Source organism: Tistrella sp., from assembly GCF_002684955.1.
GTDB classification, from domain to species: domain Bacteria; phylum Pseudomonadota; class Alphaproteobacteria; order Tistrellales; family Tistrellaceae; genus Tistrella; species Tistrella mobilis.
The window spans coordinates 1-19795 of the sequence record NZ_NYWI01000033.1 but is presented as its reverse complement, the minus strand read 5'-3'; the positions used below and the strand labels follow the sequence as shown (position 1 = coordinate 19795).

The window sequence follows — 19795 nt, the reverse complement described above, 5'->3', positions numbered from 1 at the left end:
CTGCGTGGCGCTGTCCCGGCCAATCGCGTAAGCTGTAGGCGTTCACGCCGTGACCGAAGCCCGGGGATCGCCCGCCCGCATGGGGCAGATCGTCCGGCGGCGCGACGGAACGGGGGAGGTCGTCATGGCTAAATTGAGCGAAGAAGACATCCGCAAGCTGCTGTCCGAGCCAACGGCGGCGCGGCGCGAAGACGTTGCCCGCAAAGTCGCCGCCGTCCATGCCGACGGAGAACTCAGCGACAGCGAGCGCCGGCTGGCCGAGGATATTTTCCGGCTGATGCTGCGTGATGCCGAGGTGCGGGTCCGCTCCGCCCTCGCCGAGGCCCTGAAGGACAATCCGGGTGTGCCCAGCGATGTTGCCCGCACGCTGGCGCGTGACGTCGTGCCGGTGGCGACGCCGATCCTGGAATTCTCGGAGGTTCTGACCGACGAGGATCTGATCGAAATCGTCCGTGCCCAGACCGGTGCGGCACAGGAAGCGGTGGCCCGCCGCAAGACCATTTCGGCGGAACTGGGCGATACGATCGTCCGCCATGGTGCCGAAGGCGCCGTCGCGACGGTGGTGGGCAATCCCGGGGCCGAACTGGGCGAAAAGACCCTGCTGACCGCCATCGACCGTTTCCCGGCCAGCGAGAACGTTCAGGCCGGCGTCATCGCCCGGCCGGTGCTGCCGGTGAAGGTGTCGGAGCGGCTGGTCTCGGTCGTGTCCGACCGGCTGCGCACCCAGCTGGTCAAGCGGCCCGACGTGCCTGCGGGCCTGGCGCTGGATCTGGCGCTCGCCGGCCGCGAACGGGCGGTGATCGGCCTGGTCGATCCGTCCCGTGCCGAGGATCCGGACGAGCTGATCGACGTGCTTTATGCCGCCCGCCGGCTGACGCCCACCATCCTGTTCCGGGCGCTGTGCATCGGCGATCGCGGCTTTTTCGACCGCGGCATCTCGCGTCTGGCCGGCGTGGCGCTGATGAATGCCCAGCGGCTGATCGACGATCCGGGCCGCAAGGGGCTGGAGCGCCTGCTGCAGACCGCCCGGATTCCGGACGCGCTGGCGCATGCAATGATGACGGCCATCGACGTGGCGCGTGAAATGCAGTATGACGGCCGGCCTGGAGACCGGATCAGATATCGCTCGACCCTGATCGAGCGGGTGCTGACCCAGGTCGAGGGCATCGACAGCGATAATCTCGACTATCTGATCAGCCGCCTGGCATCCGGCGACCGGGCGGCCTGACGGGACCGGAATCACCCCCGCGCATTCCGGTTCATGTGGCCTCGCTTCCGTAAGGACAATACACTTGCGGATGAACGGTCAGGTGATCCGGATCCCCGCCGTGCCACGGTGGGTTGGGGTGAGACGGTGTGAACGAGGGCATGGGCGATAAAGCGTCGGTAACGGCTTGCGATGTGGCGCGGACCGACGAGGTCCGCATGGTGGCGACGACGGGCGGCTCCGGCCTTGATGGCGGGGCGGCGCCCGGTTGCGGCTTCGTGCTGGTTGCCCGGCCGGGCGTGGCCGGCGATGTTCCCGTCGGTCATCTTGCCGATCAGCCGCAGCGCCCGCTGCCGCTGGCCGATCTTGCCCGCCGGCTTTGCCCGGCCGTGCTGGCCGGCGACCTTGAAGACATGCTGCGCCGCGCCTTTCTGGCCGATGCGCCCCGGCGCTGGATGGGCGGCGGGGTGATCGTGGCGCTTGGCGCACCGGTGATGTCGGCGACCGGTGTCGCCACGCTGCGCGGTATCGCCATCGACCTGCCCGAAGCCATGGCCTCGACACTCGCCGCTGTCCCGCAGGACTTTCTGGCCGACCCAGAAATGGGGCTGGACGTGGAAGCCGCCGAGGTGGGGCTGGTCGTCACCGATGCCGACGGGCGGGTCCGGGTTTCGGACAAGCGGGCCCGGACGCTGTTGTCCTGGGCGGGCCGGGCGGAATCCTTCGCCGATCTGCTGGCACGTATGGGGGTGGTGGGCGAGCGGCTGGCCGGGCTGCTCGACGAGATGCGCCGCGGCACCCGCGACCGGCTGTCGGTGGAATGCCAGCTCGGCGCCGGCACGGAGGTGCGCTGGCTGCGGATCACCGCGATGGCCGATCGTCTGCAGGACGGCCGGCTGGACCGCATCGCCTGGACCCTGATCGACATTTCCGACCAGCGCCGCGAGACCCAGGCGGCCGAGCGCACCCATCGCGTGCTCGACGAGGCGCTGGACGCCATGTCGGCCGGGCTGGTCCTGTTCGATGCCGAGGACCGGCTGGTGTTCTGCAACAGCCGCTATCGCGAATTCTATGGCGTGCCGGACCACCTGACCCGGCCGGGCACGCCCTTCGTCGACATGCTGCGGGAAGAGATCGATTCCGGCCGGATCGACGTAGGTCTGGCCGATCGGGAGGCCTGGATCGCCCAGCGCGTGCGCAAGCACCGCAACCCGATCGGCATCATCGAGCAGCGCAATGTCGACGGCCGCTGGCTGCAGATCCGCGAACGGCTGATGAGCGGCGGGCTGGTGGTCGGCGTGCATGTCGATGCGACCGACATCAAGGTCAAGGAACGCCAGCTCGAGGAAAACCTGCACGAGCTGCAGGACACGCGCGAGCGGCTGGAGGAGCAGACCGCCCGGCTGGTGGAACTGGCCGAAGGCATGAGCCTGGCCCGCGATGCGGCGCTGGCGGCCGCGCGCAGCAAGGCCGAGTTCCTGGCCAATATGAGCCACGAGTTGCGCACGCCCCTGAATGCGATCCTGGGCTTTTCGGAAATGCTCCAGTCGGGGCTGTTCGGGCCGATGAGCGCCAAGCAGGAAGAATATGTCGCCGACATTCGCCAGTCGGGCCAGCATCTGCTGTCGCTGATCAACGACATCCTGGATCTGTCCAAGGCCGAGGCGGACAAGCTTGCGGTCGAGGAAAGCGAGGTTCCGATCCGCTTCCTGCTGGAGCGCAGCCGCCGGATGGTGGCCGAGCGCGCCCGGCGTGGCGGTCTGGATCTGGTGGTGGAACTGCCCGACGAACTGCGCCGCGCCGATCTGAAGGCCGATGAGCGCAAGCTGACCCAGGTGCTGCTGAACCTGTTGTCCAATGCGGTGAAGTTCACCGATCCGGGCGGACGGGTCGAACTGGGCGTGCGCCGCAATCCCGGCCCGGCCGCGCCGGGGGCGGCTGAGGGCGAGGGCGGTACGATCGAACTCTATGTCGCCGACACCGGCATCGGCATCGCCGAGGACGATATCCCGCGGGTCTTCCAGCCCTTCGAACAGGTCGACAGCTCGCTGTCGCGCCGCTACGAGGGCACCGGGCTCGGCATGTCGCTGGTCAAGGCGATGGTCGACCTGCATGACGGCGAGGTGGTGCTGGAAAGCGAGCCCGGGGTCGGAACCACGGTCCGGGTGTTGTTGCCGGCCTGGCGGCTGGTGACCGAAACCGGTGGTGGCCTGCCCCCTGTCGGCGAGGATGACGGCGACGAGGATGGGGGCGAGGAGGACGAGAGCGACGAGGATGGTGACGATCCCCTGATCGAGAGCTTGCAGAAGATTCGCGGCGCCGACATCTAAATGCTATGGATCAATGGTTGATCCGCCGGTCGCCGGCGGATCCTGCCGCGCCCCCAAGTCTGTCGAATGGTCGCATCACCCATGCTCGCCCGTCCCGGTTCCTCCCCGAGCCGCCTGCCCCTGGTCTTTTCTGCACTTTTGACGATCACCTGTCTTTGGATGGCCCCTGCCGCCGCCCAGATCCCGCCGGACCGCAACCTTCAGCCGCAGCCGACGACGCCGGCGGTCCCCGGAGGCCCGGCCGCGCCCGGCGAGGCCGAGGTGCCGCCGCCGCTGCCGCCCAACACGGTGATCCGCATGCTGTCCGACGGCCGCACCGTCATGATCGGCCCCTCGCAATACGCGACCGAGTTCCGCATGCAGGCGACGGTGATGAACCCCGACGGCACCCGCCGCCGGCTGGAAGACGGGCTGCACAAGCTGGATGACGGCACGCAGTTCCGCGTCCGCCGCGGGTCGATCATCGACGGGCGCTGACGGGTCGATGGGCGCTGACTGACGGAGAGCTGATGAATGGCGAGCGCAGCACCGGTTTTCGATCCCGACTTCCAGGCGATGCTGGAGACGCTGCTGCGCTGGCGCCGGGATGTGCGCCGGTTCCGCACCGATCCGCTGCCTGAAGAGCTGATCGACCGGCTGCTCGATCTCGCCTGTCTCGCGCCCTCCGTGGGCAATTCCCAGCCCTGGCGCTTCGTGCGGGTCGACACGCCCGCTTTGCGTGCCGCCATCCGCGCCGAGGTGCTGAAGGCGAACGAGGCCGCGGCGACCGCCCAGGCCGATCCGCGCCGCGCCGCCTATCGGGCGCTGAAACTGGAAGGGCTCGACAAGGCGCCGCTGCAGCTTGCGGTTTTCGCGGTCACCGATCCTGAACAGGGCCACGGGCTCGGCCGCCGGACCATGCCCGAAACCGTGGCCTATTCGGCGGTGCTCGCCATCCATACATTATGGCTGGCGGCACGTGCCCATGATGTGGGGTTGGGCTGGGTCTCGATCCTGGATCCCGCACCGGTGGTGCAGCTGCTGGACGTACCGGCCGGCTGGGGCTTCATCGGCTATCTGTGTCTCGGCCGGGCGGCCGATGAGCAGGAGGTGCCGGAGCTGGAGCGCCAGGGCTGGCAGGACCGCCGGCCCGACTGCCGGCAGGTGCTGCGGCGGTGAACCGCAGTGCCGCATTTTTCCTCTCGTCCTCTTCTCGCGAGTGAGCCCCGATGCGCTGGATCGACCGTTTCGACCCTGAGACGAGCCTGGACGACGTGACCCCCGACCTGCCGATCGTGGTGCTGACGGGGGCCGGCATTTCCAAGGAAAGCGGGCTCGACACCTTCCGCGATGCCGACGGGGTGTGGCGGCGCCACAGCCTGGAAGACCTGGCGACGCCCGAAGGTTTTGCCCGCAACCCCGCCCTGGTCCAGGGCTTCTACAACAGCCGGCGCACCCAGCTGGCGAGCGTTCAGCCCAATCCCGCGCATCAGGCGCTGGCCCGTCTGGAGGCGGCCTGGCCGGGCGGGGTTCTGGTGGTGACCCAGAATGTCGACGACCTGCACGAGCGCGCCGGCAGCCGCAATCTGATCCATATGCATGGCGAACTGGCCAAGGTGCGCTGTCTGGAGTGCGAGGCGGTCGCCCATCACCTGGCCGATCTCGACGAGGCCTCGGCCTGCGGCGGCTGCGGATCGACCGGGCGGATGCGGCCGCATATCGTCTGGTTCGGCGAAATGCCGTTCGAGATGGAGCGGATCTGGGCGGCGCTGGCCGAGTGCGGGCTGTTCGTCTCGGTCGGCACCTCGGGCACCGTCTATCCGGCGGCGGGTTTCGTGGCCGATGTCCGCCATCGCGGCATGGCCCATACGCTGGAACTGAACCTTGAGCCGTCGGAGGGCGCCAGCCTGTTCGCCGAAACCCGCTACGGCCCGGCAAGCCTGATCGTCCCCGCCTTCGTCGACGAGCTGCTCGGCCGGCTCTGAGCCGGATCAGAGCGGTCTTGCCATGGCGATCCGCGGGCCGAGCGGGTCGATCCGCCGGGCCTCGTCCTGCCGGATCTGTCTGAGCGCCGGCCCCTGGGCTGCGGGGGCAAGCTCCGTGAACCCCAGCCGGCGGTACCAGGGGCCGTTCCAGGGCACGTCGCGAAAGGTGGTGAGGGTGAGGCGGTGACGGCCCGCCGCACGCGCCCGATCGGTCACGGCCTCGATCAGGCGGCGGCCGATGCCCCGGCGCTGGACATCCGGCGCCACGTCGAGTTCCGCAAGATGAGCGTTGCCGTCCACCACGGTGACGATGGCAAAGCCCGTCAGCCGGCCGCCCAGGCTTGCGGCCAGCACGGCTCCCTCGGCCGCCCGTGCGGCGATGGCGGCCGGATCCGAGGCGGCAGCACCCAGATCCATCCCGATCCGGGCGAATTGTGCCGCCGCCGCATCCTCGATCGCGGCCAGCGCCACCGCCTCGTCGGGGCGGGCGGGGCGGATCAGCAGGTCATCCGCCCGGGGCCCGGCCTGCGTCATTCCGCCCCCGTCTGCGTCATTCCGCCCCCGTCTGCGTCATTCCGCCCACGTCCGGCTGGTCCGGAAAACGTCGTGATACAGGAAAATCCGGTCATTGCCGGTATCGGCCACGAATACCACCCCGTCATCATCCACCGCAACGCCTGCCGGTTCCGACAGCGGGCGGCAGAGATCGTCGAAACAGTCATAGGGTGGATCGTCGAGGCTGGAGACCATGCCGGTTTCCGGATCCACCACCCGGATCGCATCATTATAGGCGTCGGCGACCAGGATGTTGCCGTTCATGTCGAAACAGAGGCCGAGCGGGTGCTGAAAGCGCGCGGTCCGGGCCGGCCCGTCGACCATGCCGAAGTCGAACAGCCCGTCACCGACCAGGGTCGAGACCGTGCCGCCTGAAAGATCCAGCCGCCGCAGGCTGGAGGTTTCGGCATCGATGAACCAGAGCTGATCTTCCTTCAGCGCCAGCGCCGAGGGCTGGGCCAGCGCCGCCTGATCGGCCGGCCCGTCGACCAGCGCCTCGGCGCCGGTGCCGGCCAGCGGTTCCAGCACGCCGGTCTCAAGATCGATCCGCGCCAGCTGATGGGTGCCGGCATTGGCGACATACAGCACGCCCTCGCGATATTCCAGATCCCAGGGGCTGGCCAGGGCGGTATCGATGGCGGGGGCGGCGGCCTTCAGGATCGGGCCACGCCGGCCGGTGCCGGCGATGGTGGTGACCTCGCCGCTCGCCACATCGATCCGGCGCACGGCGTGGTTCCAGGTGTCGGCGACGAAGATCGCGCCATCGGCGGCGATCAGCCCCTGCGGCCGCTGGAAGCGTGCGCTCTCGGCCGGCCCGTCGACCAGCCCGTGCTCGCCCGATCCCACCCGGCGGATCTCGTTGCCGGCATTGTCGAACAGCGCGATCTGGTGATGGCCGGCATCGGCGATCGCCCAGCCGGCAGAGCCGCGGCCATAGCGGAATTCCTTGAGCTTCGCCGGGTGGCGCAGCAGTCGCGCGGGTTCGGAGGCCGGCGCCAGATCGAGCGTGGCGGGCACGAGACTGCCGCCCTCGCGCGCCTCTTCAAGCACCCGATCGACCAGTTCCACCAGCTTCTCCAGCGCCGGCTCGCCGGGGGCCGCCCCCAGATAGGCGCCGTCGGGGCCGATGAAACCCAGCGTGGGCCAGGCGCGGATGGCATATTCGCGCCACATCCGCATCTCGGGGTCGTGGATCACCGGATGGGTGATGCCGTAGCGGGCGATCGCGCCGGCGACCTTGGCCGGGTCGCGCTCGGCGGTAAATTTCGGGCTGTGGACGCCGATCACCGCCACGGTGTCGGGATAACGCCGCTCGATCTCGGCCAGCACCGGCAGCACATGCATGCAGTTGATGCAGCAGAAGGTCCAGAAATCCAGGATCACCAGCCGGCCGCGCAGGTCCTGCAGGGTTGGCGGCGGGCCTACGAGATTGAACCAGGTGACGCCGTCGGTGGGGAAATGCGGGGCGCGGATCGCCATCAGACGTGTTCTCCCTATTCTGCCGGCCGCTGCTTCGGGCCGTTGCGGTCGACTGTGCGGGCGGCAAGTTTCTGTGTCAATTTGAAACGCATGGTTGCACCCAGGGACCGCCACGGGAATGGTGCGCCGCACGCTCCGCGCAAGGCGGGCATCGGCGGATTTCCTTGGGTTCAGAGGCGCTGGCAGGCTCTTCCCAGCGCCGTCCGACGTGCTATTGTCCGCGAATGTCTTCGCTGTCCGCTCGCGTTTTCCGAGAGTGGACGCCCCGTCGCCGGAGGTGGACGGGAGATCGGAGGCCGGTCCGGAAACCCCGCCCGCACCATCAGACGGGGGCCGGATGCCGTGGCCGGTAGGGCACCGGCCGATCGTTCCAGGAGAGGAGCAGAAGATGAGCCTGACGGGCAAGGTTGCGATCGTCACCGGCGGCGGTTCGGGTTTCGGCGAGGGCATCGCCAGGCTGTTCGCCGAGAAGGGCGCCAAAGTCGTGGTCGCCGACATCAACGATGCCGGCGGTGAGCGGGTGACGGCCGAGATCAAGGCGACCGGCGCCGAGGCGGTCTATGTGCATGCCGACGTGGCGACCGATGCCGGCACCGCGGGCATGATCAAGGCGGCGACCGATGCCTTCGGCCGGCTGGACGTGCTGGTGAACAATGCCGGCTACACCCACAACCGCGGGCCCATGACCGATGTCGACGAGGCGACCTTCGACAAGGTCTTCGACGTCAACGTCAAGAGCCTGTTCTGGGCCGCAAAGCATGCCGTGCCGGTGTTCCGCGCCCAGAAGGGCGGCGTGATGATCAACATCGCCTCCACCGCCGCCGTGCGTCCGCGCCCGGGTCTGGTCTGGTACAACGGCAGCAAGGGCGCGGCCGTGGTCATCACCAAGACCATGGCGGTGGAACTGGCGCCCGACAACATCCGGGTCTGCGCCGTCAACCCTGTGATGGGCCCGACCGGCCTGACCAGCGCCTTCCTCGGCCAGCCCGACACGCCCGAGGCGCGCGCCAAGATCATCGAGACCATTCCGCTCGGCCGCCTGTCTTCGGCCCGCGACGTGGCCGAAGCCACCGCCTTCCTCGCCTCGGATGCCGCCTCGTTCCTGACCGGCGTCTGCATGGAAGTCGATGGCGGGCGCTGCATCTGAGAAGGAGGAGTCTGTTTGACCCTCGCCGGGCGGGTGAGTCTTTTTAGTCCCTCGCCGGGCGGGCACTCCGTGCCCTTGGCCCCCGCCTCAATGGCGGGTGGGGGGGTGTAGCTCCGCGCCGGGACTGAGTGGTGGGGCTGGGGACTCTGACGGCTTGCATACGGGGCCGGGGGCGCGCGACCATGGGTCGCCCGCAGCCGGCCCCGGAGCTTTTCCGGGGAGGCGGCATCTGCGGGCGTTCCTGGATCAGGAGAGGTTCCCCCATGCAGACGCGCCAGCTCGGCCAGTCCGGCCTTGAAATCGTGCCGCTGGTTTTCGGCGGCAACGTGTTCGGCTGGACCGCCGACGAGCCGACCTCCTTCACCCTGCTCGATGCCCTGGTCGATGCCGGCATCGATGCGATCGACACCGCCGACGTCTATTCGGTCTGGGTCGACGGGCATGAGGGTGGCGAGTCCGAGACCATCATCGGCAGATGGCTGGCCGCCAACCCGGCGAAGCGGGCGAAGGTCAAGATCCTGACCAAGGTCGGTGCCCCGATGCGACCCGACGACAAGGGCCTGAAGGCCGCGCGGATCGAGCGCTGCGTCGAGGCCTCGCTCCGCCGCCTGCAGACCGACCATATCGATCTCTATCAGGCCCATTATCCCGATGCCGACACGCCCCAGGACGAGACGCTGGAAGCTTTCGACCGGCTGGTGAAGGCCGGCAAGGGGCGGGCGATCGGCGCGTCGAACTTCACGGCCGATCAGCTGTCGGAAGCGCTCGACATCTCCACCGCCGGCGGGCTTGCCCGTTATGAGACGTTGCAGCCGGAATACAATCTCTATGACCGCAGCAGCTTCGAAGGCCCGCTCAGGGATCTGTGCATGGCCCGCGGGCTGGGCGTCATTCCCTATTTCAGCCTGGCTTCGGGCTTCCTCTCGGGCAAGTACCGGTCGGAGGCAGATCTCTCGCAGAGCCAGCGCGGCAGCCGGGTCGGCAAATATCTGAACCCGCGGGGCTTCGCCATCCTGGCCGCCCTCGACCGGGTCGCAGAGGCCCATGGCGCGACCCCGGCCGAGGTGGCGCTGGCCTGGATGATCGCCAGCCCCGGCGTCACCGCGCCGATCGCCAGCGCCACCAGCCTCGCCCAGCTGAACAGCCTGGTGAAGGCGCTGGATCTGTCGCTGACCGCCGACGAGATGACGGCGCTGGATCAGGCCGGCGCCTGATCCGCCGGAACATCTGCCGCCGGGTGCAGCGCCACCACCCGGTCGCAGGCGGCGATCGCCGCCGGGCGGTGCGCCACCATCAGCACTGCCGGCGGCGGGTGCATCCGGTCGATCAGTGCCAGCACCCGCGTCTCGGCCTCGGCATCCAGCGCCGAGGTCGCCTCGTCGATCAGCAGCCAGCGCGGCCGGCGGAGCAGGGCGCGAACCAGGGCCAGGCGCTGACGCTCCCCGGGTGAAAGCTGCCGGTCCCAGTCGCGGGGCGGGCCGTCCAGATCGGCGACCAGCCGGCCGAGCCCCACGGCGTTCAGCAGCCCTGCGGCGTCTGCCCGGCTGCCGCCCTCCGCCGGGTAGAGCAGGGCGTCGCCGAGGGCGAGACCGGGCAGATAGGGGCGCTGGGGCACGACCACCGGCGGCCAGCCCGCCCGCGGCCGCTCGATCCTGCCGGTGACATGCGGCCAGGCGCCGGCGATGGCAGAAAGCAGCAGGCTCTTGCCCGTGCCCGACGCGCCGGTGAGCGCGACTTTCTCGCCCGGCCGCAGCACCAGATCGATCGGCCGGGTCAGCGGTTCTCCGTCGGGGGTCGTGACCGCCACCCCCTCCAGCACCAGCGCATCCGATGCCGCGGCGCGCGCCGCCGGATGCGGGCAGAGGCGGGGGCCGCGATCGGCCAGCGCCTGTTCGAAGGATTCCAGCCGCCCGAGCACCGCCATCAGTTCGGCGACTTTCGGATAGACGAAGACCAGGGTCGCGAAGCTTGCGACCACCGTCGAGAAGGCGCCGCGCGCCTGCATCATGCCGCCCAGATCCAGCTGGCCGGCCAGATAGGCGGGTGCCGTTACGAACATCGAGATGTTGAGCACGGTGTAGCTGAACGGGGTTTGGAACAGGGCATAGATCCGGTGGCGGCGGGCAAGGTCGAGCGCGTTCCGGCGCACGGCATCGAACCGCCCGGCGGCAAGCCCGGCCTCGCGCCGGCCGCCGCCGAGCAGGACGACCTCCGCCGCCGCATCGCGCAGCCGTGCAAGACCGAAGCGGAAATCGGCCTCGCGGTGCTGCTGCCGGGCGGCGAGCCCGGCGAGCGGCCGGCCCAGACGATGGGCGACCAGATTGGCGATGCCGGCATAGAGCACCGCCGCGATCACCATATAGCCGGGCAGATCCAGGCTGCCGCCCCCCGGCAGCGGCAAAGCGAGCGTGCCCGACAGATACCAGAGCACGCCGATATAGAGGCCAAGCTCGACCACATCCAGCAGCACCCGCAGCGTCAGTTCGACGGTCAGCGACGACAGCAGCCGGGCATCTTCTGCCACCCGCTGGTCCGGGTTGTCGATCCCGCCGGCGCTCTCCAGCCGCCAGAGCCCGCCGCGCCCCAGCCAGCGGTCGAGCAGGCGGCGGGTCAGCCAGGTCCGCCATTCGATCTCGACCATGCGTTCCAGATAGGCCCGCTGGACCGAAACGCCGACCAGCAGCGCCAGCAGCCAGATCCAGTCGAGCGTCGCCCGAAACACGGCGTCGGCATCGCGCCGCTCCAGCGCGCCGAAGAAGGTCTGGTTCCAGGCATTGCGTTCGAAGCCGATCCAGACCGCGGCGATGGCGAGGCCGAAGGCGAGGGTGAATTTAAGCGCCGCCGCCCGGCCCGCAGGCCTGAGGAAGAAGGGCAGGGCCAGACGCAGGAAACAACGCAGCCGCCCGCCGCGCTGGCGGCGGGCGGTGCCGCGTGCCCGGCCGCCTGGGCGGCCGGGATCGGCGGTGACCGTCATCGGGTCAGAAGGTCAGCGTTGCGCCGAGCGAGAACGCGCGGCCCGGCTGGACCTGCGCCTCGATCGGGTTGGTGTTGGCGACCGAGGTGCTGGAGGGCTGGGCGGCATAGGCCGTGGCCGAACTCGGGAAATAGCGCTTGTCGAAGATGTTGTCGATGCCGAGGCGGAGCGTGATCCAGTGTGCCGGCGTCCAGGCGGCGGCGAAATCGAACACGCCATAGCCGCCGGGCTTGTAGGCATTGCTGCCGGCGGTGCGGGTCACGCCGCGCTGGAAGGTGCCGTAAAGGCTGGCACGCAGCCCCATCTCGCTGTCGTCGTAATGCAGCCCCAGCGTGCCACCCAGCGGAATGGCGCCGTCGAAGGCGGTGGTGTCCTCACCCGGTGAGGCCTGCTGCTTGCCCCGCTGGGCCGAGAGCGCGCCGGTCACGCTCCAGAGATCGTCCAGATAGAGTTCGCCCGAGGCTTCCAGGCCCCAGACCTTCACCGTGGTCAGGTTGTCATAGGTGATGTCGCCATTGGGCAGGAAGACGAAGGACTGGATGAAATCGGTATAGTCGGCATAGAAGCCGCCCACCGAGAAACTGCCGTCGCGGAAGCGCCCGCGCAGGCCCGCCTCGTAATTCTTCACCGATTCCGGGCGCAGGTTCGGATTGGGGACCAGGTTGAAGCTCGTGCTGGGCAGCGAGGTATAAAGCTGCTGGGCCGTCGGCATCTTGAAGCCCTCGGCATACTGGGCATAGACCGAATAGCTATCGTCCAGATCCAGCACCGCGCCCAGTTTCCAGGTCGGCTCGGTCTCGGTCACCTTGCGCGGTTCGGCGCCGTCCACCGGCTTGTAATCGGCATTCGGATGGGGATCGATCGCGTAATGCGCCAGGCGCAGCGCCGGGGTCACCCGCAACCTTCCGTTCCAGAGCCCGATCTCGTCCTGGACATAGGCATCGGCGCGGATCGTGGTGGCGTTGGCGAAGTTGAAGCCGCCGGCGCGGGCCACCGTGGTGGTGCCGGTGGTGTGGTTGACCGTGGTGTCGATGCGCTCGTAATCGGTTTCGGTATAGTCGCCGTCGATACCCCAGGTCAGGCGGTGGCTGAGCGGGCCGGTCGCAAAACCACCATCGAACTGGGCATCGAATTCGGTGAAGGCTTCCTCGTATTCCAGATAGTCGTAGCGGGTTTCGCTGCTGCCGTTGGCGAGGATGCGATCGCGTGTCCCCTCGCGCCTGCTCTTCTGCGGGGAATGCGAGAGCTGCCAACGGATGGTTTCGATCGGGCCGATATCGACCGTCCAGTCGTGCTCCAGCGCGATGCGCTGCCGGCTGAGCGTCTGGGTCCGGTCGTAATTCGCGACGAAATTGCCGGCCGCGTCATAGCCGTGGTCGTAAAGCTGCTCGACCTCGGTCTCGCGCTCGAAATGCTCCAGCGTCAGGCCGATGCGATGATCGCTGCCGGGCGTCCAGACCAGTTTGGCGAGCACATTGTCCGCCCGGATATCGGCCGGATCGAGCTGGCCGCAGGGCGTGGCGCCGGGATTGCGATAGCAGTCCCAGACCGCCCCGGCCGCCCTGGAACTGCGGGCATTGCGGTTCTCGGGCTCGTGGCCCACACGCCGGCCCAGCGACAGCGAGGCCGCGAAATCGCCATAGCGCAGCGCCGCCGCCCCGACGCCGCCGGTCGCGTCGTCCAGCGTCGAATGGGTGGTGTCGAAGCGAAAGGCGGTGTCGCGGCCGCTGACCGCCAGATAGTCTTCCGGGTCCATGGTCTCGAAGGCGACCACGCCGCCCAGCGCATCGCTGCCCCAGAGTGCCGAGGCCGGGCCGCGCTGGATCTCCACCCGTTTCATATGGGTCAGCTCGACCACGTCGCGGGTGTTGTCGGTGATCCGCTCCAGGGTCCGGCTGCCGTCGACCAGGGTCAGGATGCGGTTGCCCGACACGCCGCGGATGGTGAAGCCGGTGCGGTCGCCGAAGGGGTTGGTGCCGCTGGTCTGGCGGTCGACCTGGATGCCCGGCAGGTGCCGGACCAGTTCGCCGATATCCTCCACCATGCGCAGGTCCAGCTCCTGCCTGTCGATCACCGTCACATTGCCCGGGATGTCGTCGACCGACCGGGTGCCGCGGGTGGCGATCACCGACAGCGGCGGCAGTCTTTCGCCTGTGCCCGCCGGCGCGTCTGCGCCTTCCGTCCTGTCGTCGTCTTCACGCTCTGCGGCCACTGGTTGTGCCGCGCCCTGGCCGAAGGCGGTGGCGGGCAGGGTGAGGCAGAGGGCCAGCAGCCCATGGCCGAGGCCGTTCGTCAGCCGTGTGGTGTTCATTCGGACCGATCCCTTTCTCGTTGGAAGGGACTCGCCTCTCAATTGCGAATGATTCTTATTATCAAGATTGCGTGAACATACTCGCGCAGGATGGCGATGCCAAGCCCGTCGATGGGGGGAGGGGGCCTGGCGAATAATTCGGGCAGGGAGCGGAACGGTCGTGGCCCCCATCCGTTGAAGGGGGCAAGAGGCGGATGGCGCCCCGCCACGCCTCAGACCCCCGGCAAGGCACGCAGTTGCCTTGCTCAGTATGGAGACCTCCCCCGATGCGCAAGACCCTGCCCGTTCTCGTGACCGCCCTCATGCTCGGCGGCGCCTCGCTCGCCACCGCGGCCGGCACCTCCGGCACGCCGTCCGGCGCCGGCGGAACCACCGGCAGCTCGCAGAACGCCAATCCGACCAATCCGGGCACCACGCCGGGCATCGGCACCGGCTCGGGCGCTGCCGCGCCGGGCGGCACGGGTGCCGGCGCCGGCACCATGACCAGGCAGGGCACCGTCGCCAGCGTCAGCGGCGACAGCGTGACCCTGGAAGACGGCACGAAGTTCCAGGTCGACGACCCGCAGATGAGCGACGTGAAGGCCGGTGACAAAGTCACCGTCACCTACAATCAGGACGGCGGCACCAACAAGGCCACCTCGGTGCGCAAGGGTGCGACCGACAGCCTGAGCGGCACCGGCACCGATTCGACCACCACCGGCTCGTCGGCGACCGGTGGTGGCGGCCAGATGGGCGCCCAGCCCCGCGCCAAGGGCAGCTGACCCGTCAGCCGCTTAATGCCTTTCGGCATCTGTGATGCCGATCGAGGACGCCCGTCATTCCGGACTGCCCCCGGGATGGCGGGCGTTCGCGTGTCGGCTGCGGCATTTTGATGGCGCGCGCGGGGGGCTGCGACGAGATCGGGGCAAAACCATGACCCCGGGAACGGGTACGAGCGCCCGGGGTTTCGAGGGACATGCGGTGCCCGACGGCACCGTCCCCGGAACAGAGGACCCAAGATCATGCGCAAGTCCCTCCCCCTGTTTGTCGCCGCCTTCACCCTTGCCGGTGCCGGCATGGCCAGTGCGGCCAATGATCAGCGCCATGCCGTGACGCCAGAGCAGGCCGCCGCCGCGCCGCTTGCCGCCGCGGCAGCCGATGTCTCCGGCACCCACACCAGGCAGGGCGTGGTCTATCAGGCCGACGGCGCCTTCCTGACCCTGATGGACGGCACCGCCTTCCTGATCGGCGACCCGCGGATGACCGAGGTTGCGCGCGGCGAGGGGGTGACCATCACCTATCACGCCGATGACGGCTTCAACCGCGCCACCTCGATCCTGAAAGGCGTGACCGACAGCGTCGAGGGCACCGGCGGCAACGGCAACACCATCGGCGCCGGCGGCACCGGCGGCGGTGGATGGCTGGGCATCCAGCCGCGCAGCCGCGGCAGCTGATGGCCCATCTCCGGCGCGCGCCCACCCGGCGCGCACCCGCGTGACGGCTTCCACCCGGACGCGCTATGATAACGGCCCCCGCAACCCGCCCCGGATCAGAGGGCGGGGCGGGGGCAGCCGTCGTTAGGGCCATCGGCGTTGAGGCAATGTCAGGGAGGAGACGCATTCCATGGAGACCAGCTTCCGGGACGGGGTCGCCACCGTCCGCTTCGACGACGGCAAGGCCAATGCGCTCGACGCCGGTTGGTTCACCCGGCTGGATGCGGCGCTGGACGAGGGCGAGGCGGCGGACGCCCGCGCCCTGGTGCTGGCGGGGCGCGACGGCATGTTTTCGGCCGGGCTGAACCTCAAGATCCTGCCGGGGCTGTCGGGCGTCGAGTTCATCGCCTTTTTCGAGCAGTTCTCGCGGCTGGTGCTGCGCCTGCACGGGTTGGGCCTGCCGACGGTGGCCGCCCTGACCGGCCATGCCATCGCCGGCGGCGCGATCCTGGCCTATGCCTGCGACATGCGCTGCATGACCGCCGGCCCTTATCGGCTGCAATTGAACGAGACCGCCATCGGCATGCCGCTGCCGGCCTGGATGCTGATGGTGGCGCAAAGCGTGGTGCCCCGGCATCTGGAGGCGCGGGCGCTGCTGCATGCCGAAGCCTTCTCGGCCGAGGCGGCGCTGGCCGAGAATCTGATCGACGATATCGAGGTCGCCCCCGCCAGCACCGTCGCCCGGGCGGAGCGCATGGCCCGGGATCTGGCCGAGCGTCTGTCGCCCGCCGCCTATGCCGCAACCAAGGCGCGGCTGCGCGGCCCTGCGATCCGTGCCGCACTGGACGGGCTGGCGGCGGATCTGGCGACGCTGCGCTGATCCCCTCTGCCGCGCCGCCGTGCATATTCGCACGCGGTTCGCGACGCCTCGGGTGTTGCTGCGATGCGGTTCGTGTTTCCAGTCTGCTACCGCTTTGCGGTATATGTCTTGCGACCCATGTCCGGACGACGGTGCATTGCCCGGTTCCGGACGCAAGGATAAGGAAACGCCGAACCCGCCTTCGGCAGACCCGTGCAGGCAGCGCCCGCGGGGCCGCGTCCGAAGGCGCCAGAAGATGCCGGATCGGAAAAAACCGTGGTGAAACCTGTGCAGACGAGCAATCCCCTCGAACCCGCCACCCCGCTGGCCGCGGATTTCGATCCGCCGTCGCGGGATGCCTGGATGGCCCTGGTCGAGAAGACGCTGAAGGGCGCACCCTACGAGAAGAAGCTGCGCTGGAAGACCCGGGACGGGTTGAGCGTCGAGCCGCTCTATACGCCCGAAGACGGTATCGCCGCCCGGATGCTGCCGCGCCCCGCCACGGGTGATGCAGCCCGGCCCTGGGATCTGCGCACCCTGGTCCGCCACCCCGATCCCGCAACTGCGAACGCTCAGGTACTTGAGGATCTGGAGAATGGCGCCGCCTCGGTGCTGCTGCGCCTGGACCCGACCGGCCGCGACGGCATCGCCGCGGTCTCGACCGAGGATCTGGCGACGGTGCTCGATGGCGTGATGATCGATCTGGCGCCGGTCGGGCTCGATGCCGGCGCGCTCGATGTCGAGGCGGCCGGCTGGCTCGCCGGTTTCGCCCGCAGCCAGCCCGGCGCCATCCGCGCGCCGCTCGCTTTCAACATGGATCCGGTTTCGGCCTTTGCGGCCAGCGGCACGGCCCCCGGATCGGTTCAGGCCCGGGTCGCCCGGGCTGCGGCGCTGGCGAAGCGCCTGGCACCGGACCTGCTGGAGGCCCGCTTCCTGCGCGCCTCGGGCCAGGTGGTCCACGAGGCCGGCGGTGGCGAGGCCCAGGAACTGGGCGTGATGGCGGCGGCCGCCGTGCTTTACGCGAAGGCGCTGGTCGAGGCGGGCTTCGGGGTCGAGGAGGCCTTCGCCCGCGTGACGCTTGGCCTTGCGGTCGATGGCGAGTACTTCACCTCGCTCGCCAAGCTGCGCGCGGCGCGGGCGATCTGGGGTCGGATCACCGCTGCCTCCGGCGTGGAGGTTCCGGCCCGGATCGAGGCGCGGTCGTCGGCGCGCATGCTTTCGAAGGTCGACCCCTGGGTGAACCTGCTGCGGCTGACCGCGGCCGGCTTCGCCGGTGCGGTGGGCGGCGCCGATGTGGTCGTGCTCGCCCCCTTCACCGATGCGATCGGCCATCCGGGCGCGCTTGCCCGCCGCCAGGCCCGCAACACCCAGCTGGTGCTGATGGAGGAAAGCCATCTGGGCCGGGTTGCCGACCCCGCCGCCGGCGCCTGGGCGCTGGAGCAGCTGACCGACGGCTTCGCCCGCGCCGGCTGGGCCGCCTTCCAGGCGATCGAGCAGGCCGGCGGCCTGATCGCGGCGCTGGAAGCCGGCATCGTGCAGGAGCGTGCCGCCGCCACCCGGGCCGCGATCGAGGCCGCGGTGGCGAAGCGCCAGACCGGCCTGATCGGCGTGTCGGAATTCCCCAATCTGGGCGATGTCGCCCCCACCATGGACGAGGTCGACCCCGCGTCCTTCGCCCGGCCGATGCCCGAGATCGCAGCCGAAGGCCCGGCCTCGACCTGCACCCCGCTTGCCCCCATGCGCCTGGCCGAGCCCTTCGAGCAGCTGCGCGAGGCCGCCCGGCGTCTCACGGCCGACGGCGCGTACCCGAAGGCGCTGCTGGTGACGCTGGGCACGCCGGCCGACTATACCGCCCGGCTGACCTTCACCCGCAACCTTCTGGCCGCGGGCGGCATCGATGCCGATATTCATGACGGCACCGATGGTCTGCCGGCCGGTGCGCGCCTTGCCGTGCTCTGCTCGTCGGATGCGCGCTATGCCGAAGAGGCGGCCGCCGCGGCCGCCGCGCTGAAGGCGGCCGGTGCCGCCCATGTCTGGCTGGCCGGCCGTCCGGGCGAGCTGGAGGCGGCGCTGACCGGGGCCGGTATCTCGCGCTTCCTGGCGGCCGGCATGGATGCGCTCGCTCTGCTTGCCGAGGCCCATGCGGCCGTGGCCACCCCTTCTGTCGGTACGGAGGCCTGATCCGATGGCACGTACGCTTCCCGATTTCGCCGCCCTCGATTTCGACGCCGTGCCCCCCGCCGCAGCACCCGATGTGGCGGCGGCGGTCGAGCCCTGGGTCACGCCCGAAGGCATCGAGGTGAAGCCGGCCTACGGGCCCGATGCGCTGGCCGGCATCGACTTCACCGGCACCTATCCGGGTGTGGCGCCCTATGTGCGCGGCCCCTATCCCACCATGTATGCCACCAATCCGTGGACGATCCGCCAGTATGCGGGCTTCTCGACCGCGGAGGACTCCAACGCCTTCTACCGCCGCAATCTCGCGGCCGGTCAGAAAGGCCTGTCGGTCGCCTTCGACCTTGCCACCCATCGCGGCTATGACAGCGATCATCCGCGGGTGAAGGGTGATGTCGGCATGGCCGGTGTCGCGATCGATTCGATCTACGACATGCGCACCCTGTTCAGCGGCATCCCGCTCGATCAGATGAGCGTGTCGATGACCATGAACGGCGCGATCCTGCCGGTGATGGCGCTTTATATCGTGGCCGCCGAGGAACAGGGCGTGCCGCACGACAGGCTGACCGGCACGGTCCAGAACGACATCCTCAAAGAATTCATGGTGCGGAACACCTATATCTATCCGCCCGCGCCGTCGATGAGGATCATCTCGGACATCTTCGCCTATACGGCGAAGGAGATGCCGCGCTTCAACTCGATCTCGATCTCCGGCTACCACATGCAGGAAGCCGGCGCTTCGGCCGATCTGGAACTGGCCTATACGCTGGCCGACGGCATCGAATACATCCGCGCCGGTGTCGCCGCCGGCATGGATGTCGACCGGTTCGCGCCGCGGCTCAGCTTCTTCTGGGCGATCGGCATGAACTACTTCATGGAGACGGCCAAGATGCGGGCGGCGCGCCTGCTCTGGGCGAAGCTCGTGAAGCAGCATTTCAATCCCAAGGATCCGCGCTCGCTGTCGCTGCGCACCCACAGCCAGACCTCGGGCTGGTCGCTGGCGGCGCAGGACGTGTTCAACAACGTCGCGCGCACCTGTGTCGAGGCGATGGCGGCGGCCGCCGGCCAGACCCAGAGCCTGCACACCAATTCGCTGGACGAGGCGATCGCGCTGCCGACCGATTTCTCGGCCCGCATCGCCCGTAACACCCAGCTGTTCCTGCAGACCGAAAGCGGCCTGACGAAGCTGATCGACGCCTGGGGCGGCAGCCATTATGTCGAGCGGCTGACCTATGATCTGGCCCAGCGCGCGCTGGGCCATATCGAAGAGGTCGAGGCGCTGGGCGGCATGACCAAGGCGATCGAGGCCGGCGTGCCCAAGCTGCGGATCGAAGAATCCGCCGCGCGCACCCAGGCCCGGATCGACAGCGGCCGGCAGAGCG

The 19795-nt window shown here is 69.2% G+C and carries 16 protein-coding genes; 12 read left to right on the top strand and 4 right to left on the bottom strand.

Annotated elements, in window-relative coordinates; all coding sequences use genetic code 11:
* The first annotated feature begins 124 nt into the window (after positions 1-124).
* From CMO28_RS10535 to CMO28_RS10515, 5 genes are all read left to right on the top strand, one after another.
* Positions 125-1228, top strand: coding sequence for a DUF2336 domain-containing protein (locus tag CMO28_RS10535; protein WP_062767156.1), 1104 nt, complete (start codon positions 125-127; stop codon positions 1226-1228).
* A gap of 197 nt (positions 1229-1425) precedes the next feature.
* Positions 1426-3537 (top strand): PAS domain-containing sensor histidine kinase, encoded by a 2112-nt coding sequence (locus CMO28_RS10530; RefSeq protein ID WP_296713205.1) that lies wholly within the window; start codon positions 1426-1428, stop codon positions 3535-3537.
* Between the two features lie 159 nt (positions 3538-3696).
* Positions 3697-4014 (top strand): hypothetical protein, encoded by a 318-nt coding sequence (locus CMO28_RS10525; RefSeq protein ID WP_296713203.1) that lies wholly within the window; start codon positions 3697-3699, stop codon positions 4012-4014.
* Positions 4015-4050: 36 nt separating this feature from the next.
* Entirely contained in the window at positions 4051-4695 is a 645-nt protein-coding gene (bluB, locus tag CMO28_RS10520) for a 5,6-dimethylbenzimidazole synthase (RefSeq protein WP_296713200.1), read from the top strand.
* 50 nt (positions 4696-4745) lie between these two features.
* Complete coding sequence (locus tag CMO28_RS10515) at positions 4746-5501, top strand: NAD-dependent deacylase (protein ID WP_062767052.1); 756 nt, start codon at positions 4746-4748, stop codon at positions 5499-5501.
* Between the two features lie 6 nt (positions 5502-5507).
* On the opposite strand, the gene CMO28_RS10510 is transcribed toward CMO28_RS10515, so the two are convergent.
* Positions 5508-6035 carry a GNAT family N-acetyltransferase gene (locus tag CMO28_RS10510; protein WP_296713195.1) on the bottom strand — a complete coding sequence of 176 codons (528 nt, stop codon included), beginning with the start codon at positions 6033-6035 and terminating at the stop codon, positions 5508-5510.
* A 36-nt stretch (positions 6036-6071) separates the two neighbouring features.
* Positions 6072-7535, bottom strand: a complete 1464-nt coding sequence (locus CMO28_RS10505) for a thioredoxin-like domain-containing protein (protein ID WP_296713193.1) — start codon at positions 7533-7535, stop codon at positions 6072-6074.
* 388 nt (positions 7536-7923) lie between these two features.
* Here CMO28_RS10505 and CMO28_RS10500 point away from each other — a divergent pair, with 388 nt between their 5' ends.
* Together CMO28_RS10500 and CMO28_RS10495 are read left to right on the top strand one after the other, a co-directional pair.
* Positions 7924-8682, top strand: a complete 759-nt coding sequence (locus CMO28_RS10500; protein ID WP_014748438.1) for a glucose 1-dehydrogenase — start codon at positions 7924-7926, stop codon at positions 8680-8682.
* A 263-nt stretch (positions 8683-8945) separates the two neighbouring features.
* The gene (locus CMO28_RS10495; RefSeq protein WP_296713188.1) at positions 8946-9896 is read left to right on the top strand and encodes an aldo/keto reductase; all 951 of its coding nucleotides are present in this window, start codon (positions 8946-8948) and stop codon (positions 9894-9896) included.
* Here the strand turns inward: CMO28_RS10495 and CMO28_RS10490 are convergent.
* Both CMO28_RS10490 and CMO28_RS10485 read right to left on the bottom strand, forming a co-directional pair.
* A complete protein-coding gene (locus CMO28_RS10490) occupies positions 9881-11656 on the bottom strand; it encodes an ABC transporter ATP-binding protein/permease (RefSeq protein ID WP_296713185.1) in 1776 nt (591 codons plus the stop codon). The two genes, CMO28_RS10495 and CMO28_RS10490, sit on opposite strands and share 16 nt — an antisense overlap.
* Positions 11657-11660: 4 nt before the next feature.
* Positions 11661-13967 (bottom strand): TonB-dependent hemoglobin/transferrin/lactoferrin family receptor, encoded by a 2307-nt coding sequence (locus tag CMO28_RS10485; RefSeq protein WP_296713181.1) that lies wholly within the window; start codon positions 13965-13967, stop codon positions 11661-11663.
* Positions 13968-14233: 266 nt separating this feature from the next.
* Between CMO28_RS10485 and CMO28_RS10480 the strand changes: the two genes are divergently transcribed.
* The 5 genes from CMO28_RS10480 to CMO28_RS10460 all read left to right on the top strand — a co-directional run.
* Positions 14234-14728 carry a DUF1344 domain-containing protein gene (locus CMO28_RS10480; RefSeq protein ID WP_062767036.1) on the top strand — a complete coding sequence of 165 codons (495 nt, stop codon included), beginning with the start codon at positions 14234-14236 and terminating at the stop codon, positions 14726-14728.
* 240 nt (positions 14729-14968) lie between these two features.
* Positions 14969-15400 carry a hypothetical protein gene (locus CMO28_RS10475; RefSeq protein WP_296713176.1) on the top strand — a complete coding sequence of 144 codons (432 nt, stop codon included), beginning with the start codon at positions 14969-14971 and terminating at the stop codon, positions 15398-15400.
* A 169-nt stretch (positions 15401-15569) separates the two neighbouring features.
* Positions 15570-16259, top strand: coding sequence for an enoyl-CoA hydratase-related protein (locus CMO28_RS10470; RefSeq protein WP_296713174.1), 690 nt, complete (start codon positions 15570-15572; stop codon positions 16257-16259).
* 255 nt (positions 16260-16514) lie between these two features.
* On the top strand, positions 16515-18419 hold the full coding sequence (locus CMO28_RS10465) for a methylmalonyl-CoA mutase family protein (RefSeq protein WP_296713172.1): 1905 nt from the start codon (positions 16515-16517) through the stop codon (positions 18417-18419).
* Between the two features lie 4 nt (positions 18420-18423).
* Positions 18424-19795: methylmalonyl-CoA mutase family protein (locus CMO28_RS10460; RefSeq protein WP_296713170.1), on the top strand; the 1372-nt coding region annotated here is incomplete at its 3' end.